This window comes from Pseudomonas sp. (assembly GCF_037994325.1).
GTDB lineage: Bacteria > Pseudomonadota > Gammaproteobacteria > Pseudomonadales > Pseudomonadaceae > Aquipseudomonas.
In genome coordinates this window covers 1-6,823 of record NZ_JBBNAH010000535.1, presented here as the reverse complement: position 1 = coordinate 6,823, position 6,823 = coordinate 1, and the positions used below count along the sequence as shown (strand labels likewise).

The 6,823-nt window shown below is 61.1% G+C and carries 7 protein-coding genes; 3 read left to right on the top strand and 4 right to left on the bottom strand.

All coding sequences use genetic code 11. The features are described from left to right. Positions 1 to 301 precede the first annotated feature (301 nt). A complete protein-coding gene (locus AAAB16_RS17865; RefSeq protein ID WP_340664535.1) occupies positions 302 to 2,446 on the top strand; it encodes a FimV/HubP family polar landmark protein in 2,145 nt (714 codons plus the stop codon). 239 nt (positions 2,447 to 2,685) lie between these two features. Then, complete coding sequence (locus AAAB16_RS17860) at positions 2,686 to 2,982, top strand: SelT/SelW/SelH family protein (RefSeq protein WP_340664534.1); 297 nt, start codon at positions 2,686 to 2,688, stop codon at positions 2,980 to 2,982. A gap of 6 nt (positions 2,983 to 2,988) precedes the next feature. Here the strand turns inward: AAAB16_RS17860 and AAAB16_RS17855 are convergent, their stop codons facing one another. The 4 genes from AAAB16_RS17855 to AAAB16_RS17840 all read right to left on the bottom strand — a co-directional run bounded on the left by AAAB16_RS17855 (position 2,989) and on the right by AAAB16_RS17840 (position 5,817). Further along, positions 2,989 to 3,483, bottom strand: coding sequence for a hypothetical protein (locus AAAB16_RS17855; RefSeq protein ID WP_340664533.1), 495 nt, complete (start codon positions 3,481 to 3,483; stop codon positions 2,989 to 2,991). Positions 3,484 to 3,605: 122 nt separating this feature from the next. Further along, positions 3,606 to 4,511: a DMT family transporter gene (locus AAAB16_RS17850; RefSeq protein WP_340664532.1), complete on the bottom strand. Its 906-nt coding sequence runs from the start codon at positions 4,509 to 4,511 to the stop codon at positions 3,606 to 3,608. A gap of 122 nt (positions 4,512 to 4,633) precedes the next feature. Continuing rightward, a complete protein-coding gene (locus tag AAAB16_RS17845; RefSeq protein WP_340664531.1) occupies positions 4,634 to 4,969 on the bottom strand; it encodes a tRNA-binding protein in 336 nt (111 codons plus the stop codon). A 98-nt stretch (positions 4,970 to 5,067) separates the two neighbouring features. Further along, a complete protein-coding gene (locus AAAB16_RS17840) occupies positions 5,068 to 5,817 on the bottom strand; it encodes an AraC family transcriptional regulator (RefSeq protein WP_340664530.1) in 750 nt (249 codons plus the stop codon). 138 nt (positions 5,818 to 5,955) lie between these two features. Here AAAB16_RS17840 and AAAB16_RS17835 point away from each other — a divergent pair. Next, on the top strand, positions 5,956 to 6,823 hold an 868-nt coding region (locus AAAB16_RS17835; RefSeq protein ID WP_340664529.1), incomplete at its 3' end, for a UDP-2,3-diacylglucosamine diphosphatase.

The following is a 6,823-nucleotide window of genomic DNA, read 5'->3' as shown; positions in this document are numbered from 1 at the left end:
GCCCTGGTCCGCGTACTGGGTCTTGTAAGCTTTTTGACACCATCGTCTCAGCTGCCTAAGTGCATATTTTCTTTGCCATTTATTTGACTGTTTTTCCCGGCTTTTGCGTATCATGGCCAAATGCCGGGTTAACTGCGTCACAAATTTCCAATCGTGGCCATATTCCTGTGCTGGGGCATAAATGGATATTTCTCCCCCATTCAGTCTTTTGCTAAACCTTTGGTTAACACCACAAAACTGGAAGTGCACGACTATTCGTGCTGTGGTGTAAACACGGAGTTGTAGTTCACGGGAGGCGTCGATGGTGCAAGTTCGACATTTATTACTGGGTTTGGCCTCTGGCTCAGCTTTGTATTCGGGGATGGTGTCTGCGCTGGGTCTGGGCGACATCACCTTGCACTCGGCCCTCAACCAGCCGCTTGAGGCGGATATCGAGTTGCTGGAGGTGGGTGATCTCACCGCCAGTGATATGAAAGTGCGCCTGGCCACCGATGACGTGTTCAACCGTTCCGGCGTGGACCGCATCTACTTTCTCAACGACTTGCGCTTTACCCCGCTGCTGCGTGGTGGCAAAAGCGTCATTCGCGTGGTTTCCAGCAAACCGGTGCGCGAGCCGTACCTGAACTTTATCGTCGAGTTGGCCCGGCCCAATGGCCAGCTGTACCGCGAATACACCATCCTGCTCGACCCGCCGAACGCCTCTGCCTACAACACCGTTGCCGCTACCCCGGCGGCCGCTGCGTTGCCCAGTAAAAAATCCAGCGCGGCCACTGTGCCCACTGCGCCGGCTAAGCCCAAAGTCGTGCCACCGGCCAAGCTGGGTAAGCGCTATGTGGTCGCCACCGGCGACAGCCTGTGGACCATCGCCGCTCGCCTGCGTGCCCAGGGCGCCAATACGTCGCAGCAAGCGCTGATGGCCGATATCCACGCGCTTAATCCGCAAGCCTTTGGTGGCGAGGATATGAGCCGTCTACAAGTCGGTGCCAGCCTGTTGCTGCCCGACGGCGCGCCAGTGGCGGCCACCCAGGCCACCCAGTCTGCCAACGCGGCGGAACCGCCTGCCACCTTGAGTGTGGTGGGCGACGATGAGCTGCCCGCAACGCCTGCCCCCAATACGCCGCTAGACCCGCAAGCCGAGATGATCGTACAGATGCAACGGCGTCTGGATAACGAGTTGGCGCAACGCGCCGACGAGAACACCAAATTGCAGCAATCGGTGGCTGACCTGCAGGTGCAAGTGCAGCAGCTAATGGAACAGTCTGCGGCCAAGACCAAACAGCTGGACGCGCTCAAAGCCCAGCTCAGCGCGGCGCCGGTATCGGCACCTAGCACTGTTGCCCCGACTGACGGCACCGCTCAACTGCCTGCCGCTACACCACAAGCGGCTGACAACACGCCTTGGACGGGCCTGATCTGGGGCGCGTTGGCGCTGTTGTTGGCTGGCTTGATTGGATTGTTGTTCTGGCGACGTCAGCGTCCAGAGCCTGAGTCAGAAGCGGCTGCGGTAGCGCCGCCGATGCTCTCGGACGACGATGAATTCGACTTGCAAGAGCGCTTCGTGCCGGAGGTCGTAGTGGCGCCCGTTGCGCCTGCGTCACGTGTACAGGTTGCCGTTGCCGAACCGCGTCCGGCCAGCCCGAGCGATACCTTGGAAGGCGCCAATATCTATATCGCCTACGGGCGTTTCAGCGAAGCGGCCGCGAGCCTGCGCCGGGCGTTGGACGCTGAGCCGCAGCGCGTTGATATCCGCTTTCGCCTGCTCGAAGTACTCGCGCAGTTGGGCGATCTGCGCGGTTTCCAGCGCGAAGAAGAAATTCTCCTCGACGCCGGTTACGCCGATGCGCCCATCACGCAGCTCAAAGCCCGCCACCCGGAACTGTTCGAACGTGCGCCAGAGCCGGAGCCAGACATGAGCCTGGATCTGGATGTGCTCGATGACGCCGTACTGGTATTGGACGATGCGCCACCGCTAGCCAGCAAGGCGCCGGCCGAAGACGATCAGTTCAACCTCGACGACTTTTCCCTCGATCCGGACTGGGACATCATCAGCCCGTTTTCCGCCACCGCCCGCAGCAAGGCCGAAGCGGCGCAGAAGGCCAGCAACGATAGCGTGCAGGACGCCAGCGTTGGCAAGGCTAACGATGACCTGAGCCCGCTCACCGGGTCGGCAATGCTGGTTGAGGAAACGCACGACGAAGGCTGGTTTGGCGAAGGCGTGGACGACGGTGTTTACCTGAGCCAGCCGGAGGTTGAAGACGAGCTGGTACTGGGTGACCTCGACCACCTCGAAGCCCATGACGACAACCTGGGCAAATTCAACCAAGCCCTGGCCTATATCGACCAAGGCAACCTGGAAAGCGCCTGCGACATTCTCAATGAACTGATCAACGAGGGTGACGAACAACAGCGCCTGGAAGCGAGCCGGCTGTTGGCCAAAATCGCTTGACGTATCGCGGCGTTTTCTCCGTCGTCGCTGGCCTGTAGTTTCTGGATTCCCGCCTTCGCGGGAATGACGCCGGTGTTTATATAAGCACCGTTGCCCCCCCGCGCAGGCGGGGGAATGACGCAGGTGTTTGAACGAGCACCGTCGCCCCCGCGTAGGCGGGGGCCCAGAATGCTGCAGCGAACGCCCCCTCAGCCCGCTAACCCGTCCCTAGCTTCTTGCACTTGCCAGAGTTGCCGCGCATGTCCAGCAAACCCGAAATCACCATCACCTACTGCACCCAATGCCAATGGCTGCTGCGCGCCGCGTGGCTGGCTCAGGAGTTGTTGTCGACCTTTAGCGATGACCTGGGCAAAGTCAGCCTGCAACCCGGCACCGGCGGGGTGTTTCGCATTACCTGTGATGAGTTGCAGATCTGGGAACGCAAGGCCGATGGCGGTTTCCCGGAGGCCAAGGTGTTAAAGCAGCGCGTGCGCGATGTGATCGACCCCGCGCGTGACCTCGGCCATCACGACCGGGCCACGCCCGAGGCGAATTAAGCAGGTTTAGTTAATGCTGTAACCACGGCCGTTCAAGCAAGCGCCCAGGGCGCGACGGTAGTAGTCCGCGGCGCTCTGTGCCGGCGCGCTGGTAGCCGCGGCAGGATCAAAGCCGCTCTGGCTGACCGCCCAGCTGTGGCACTCATAACGGTCACGGGCCTGCTGTTCGGCGGTTTGCCCGCGGGCCGGGTAGGCGATCACGTCGTAGCTGGTCGGCGGCACGCTGGCGACGGCTTGTGGCGCCTCGACCACTACATATTCCTTACGGTCGGCATTCCACATGTAGTAGCTGCCAGCGGCGAGGAAATACAGCGCGCTGCCAATCCACACCTCGCGTGAGAAGTCCGGCAGGCCATGACCGTGGCCAGGCCCCGGGCCACCCCAACCGCGCCCAGGACCACCTGGGCCGCCGCCAGGGCCACCGGGTGGACCGGCCAGGGCGGGCAAGGTAACCAGCGCCAACAACAGGGCGATGCCCGCGCGGGGCAAGAAAGCGTTCATGTGCGGTACTCCAGATCATTCCATGGGCGCGACGTGCTGCCCGGGGCAATTATCGAAGTAGCGCAGGGGTAGGGGTGTCAGCCCTGGGTAAAGCCTGTGTAAACCTATTGGTACAAAGGCTTTCAGGGCTTATCGGGCGTTGCGGCGGGCTGAGCGTCGACCGGCTCCACGGCTTTGCCATCGCCCATGCGTGCAGACAGAAAGATGGCGAAAATAATCAGCGCGCCGCCCACCAACATGCGTGTGGTTGGGGTCTCTGAGAAAATCAGCCAGGCGAAGGTAATGCCGTACACCGGCTCCAAGGCAAAAACCACCGCTGCGGTGCGCGCCTTGAGCACATCCAGGCTGGCAACAAACAGGCTATGGGCCACGCCGGTGCAGAACACGCCAAGCAAGGCGATCCAGAACCAGTTTATTGCCGATACGCTCGGCAACTCGGGTACGGCAAACGGCAGCAAGCAAAGAGCAACCACCAAGTTCTGACACAGTGCCGACTGCACCGGCCCGACCTTGCCGGAGCCCGCGCGGTTAACCAATGACAGCAAGGCAAACAACAGGCCCGAGAGCACGCCCCACAAAAGCCCGGTGGTAGCACCGCTGGCCAGGTTGAAGTCTGGCGTTACCAGCACCAAACCGATACTTACCAAGCACACCAGCACAATCTCATTGCGGCGAATGCGCTCGCGGAAAATCAGGCCCTCCAGGATCACCGTGAGCGCCGGAAAGCTGGTAAAGCCCAGCGTCGCAATGGCCACGCCAGCGACTTTTACCGCAATAAAAAAGCTCACCCAGTGGCCAGCCAGCAACACCCCGCCCAGGGCCAAACGCCGCCAGTCTTTGCCGCTCAAATGCTGCCAAGGAATACGCGCTATCACCTTGGCAAACACCGCCAAGGCCAGCACCGCAAATAGCGCCCGGCCAAACACGATCATGCTGGGTGTGGTGGTGGCGAGTTTGCCCAGCACGCCGGTAAAACCAAACATCAAGGCACCGCAATGCAAAGCGGTAAGGGCGGAGCGGTGGTTCATGGAGGTCCTTTACGCGAAGTAGGGCATGCGCGCGTAGGGTGTGCTGCGCGCGGCAATTGATCTATCTGTGAACACCCTGGTGCGCACAGCACACCCTACGCTTTGGCGTTTGCATAGGGCTGCTATGCCAGCCTGGAGCCATTGGGCAGCGGGTGCTCAAAGCTGGCTAAGACTACCCGATTTTCTTCGTCATAAACGCCGGTCACCAGCACTTCCGAGCGCACGCCAGCGATGGATTTCGGCGCGAAATTGCACACGCACAACACCTGCTTGCCGATCAGACTTTCGAGGCTGTAGTGCGCGGTAATTTGTGCGCTGGAAGTTTTCAACCCCAGCGGGCCGAGGTCGACTTGCAGCACATAGGCGGGCTTACGCGCTTTGACGTTGGGCTCGGCGTTAACAATGGTGCCGACGCGCAATTCAACCCGTTCAAAATCTTGCCACTCAATGGTGTCCATGGCGCCCCTCACGGCTACTGGTAGATTGCCGCAGTGTAGGGATGCCAAGGCCTGCTTGTCTGTCGCCAAACTCGCGGCAATTGTCGCCAGACTCTTGCCTAGTGCTGACCGCGCAGTTGTCGCGGCGTGGTGCCACAGCGGCGGGCGAGGGCGGCGGTAAAGGCGCTCTGCGAGTTGTAGCCGACGCGCTGGGCTATATCGCCAACCGCCAGGGATGTGTCGCGCAGCAACTGCATGGCCAGTTGCAGGCGACGGTTGCGTACATAGTCCATGGGCGTTTGCCCGGTCTGTTGCAGAAAGCGCGCGTGCAAGCGTGAAGCCGACAAGCCGCAGACCCGCGCCAGGTCGGCCACCTGCAAGGGGTGGGCGGCGTGCTGGTCGATATAGCGGTCCAGGCTGGCTAACGGCAGATCATGTACTGCAACGCTTTGCACCGGCGCGCTGGCCAGGCTGGCAAGCAATAGCGCAGCGCCTTGCTGGGCGATTACCGGGTCTTGAATGGGGCTGGCCACTAACCAGCTGACCAACTGTTGCTGGGCCGGCCCGAGGCTCAAGGTGTGCGGACTGTCGAGCAAGCGCTGGCCATTCTCGGCGTGGTTGCCCAGGCGGCTGTGCAGCCATTCGGCGTCGGGCACATCAAACACCATGCAGTCGCTGCCTTCGCGGCTTTCACAGGCGTGGTGCGCGCCGCCGGGAATCACCAACAACTGCTGGCCGCGCAATAGGCTGCCTTGACCTTCCACTTCAAACGCCAAGCGACCATTAAGGCCAAAAACGATTTGCGCGTGTTCGTGGCTATGGGCAATCAGCTCATCGCTGTAATGGCGCAGGGACAGAATCGAGTGCATGGCGGGTTCCTCGGCAGACTGGCGCAGTTTACCCGTGTAGGCGCTGCCGTGAACGCTGTCATCAGATTGTCTCGTCGGTGTCACACGCAGGTCACCGCCAGGCCTCAACCTCCTTTAAACCCTGCCGGAGGCCGCCCCATGAGCAGCGCTCAGCTCGCAAAACCCAGCCGTAAGCAACGCGTACGTACCCTGTGGATCTCGGATGTGCATTTGGGCACCAAGGATTGCCAGGCCGAACACCTGGCGCAGTTTCTTAAGCGCTACCAGGCCGACAAGGTCTACCTGGTGGGCGATATCATCGACGGCTGGCGTCTGCGCAGTGGCATCTTTTGGCCGCAGGCGCATACCAACGTGATTCGCCGCTTGCTGACCATGAGCAAGCGCGGCACCGAGGTGGTGTATGTCACCGGCAACCACGACGAGTTTTTGCGCGGCTACTCCAAGCTGATTCTCGGCAATATCCAACTGGTCGACGAAGCCGAACACATCACCGCCGACGGCCGCCGGTTGCTGGTGGTACACGGTGATCAGTTTGACGTAATCACCCGCTACCACCGCTGGCTGGCTTTTCTAGGCGACTCAGCCTACGAATTCACCCTGACCCTCAACCGCTGGCTTAACCACTGGCGGCGCAAGTACGGCTATGGCTACTGGTCGCTGTCGGCGTACCTCAAGCACAAGGTCAAGGGCGCGGTGAATTTCATCAGCGACTTTGAACAAGCCATTGCCCATGAGTGCACCAAGCGGGGTTTTAACGGCGTGATTTGCGGGCATATCCACCACGCCGAAATTCGCCAGATGGGCGACGTTGAATACATGAACTGCGGCGACTGGGTGGAGAGCTGCACGGCGTTGATCGAACACTTGGACGGCAGTATCGAGCTGTATCGCTTGGCTGATGATCAAGCCCGTCAGGCGCAACAGGCCGAGCTGGAGCGGGCAGCCGCTGCGGTGGCCGGTGCCGCAGTGGGCGTGGCCATGGCCAGCGAGGTTGTTAGCGCCGCAC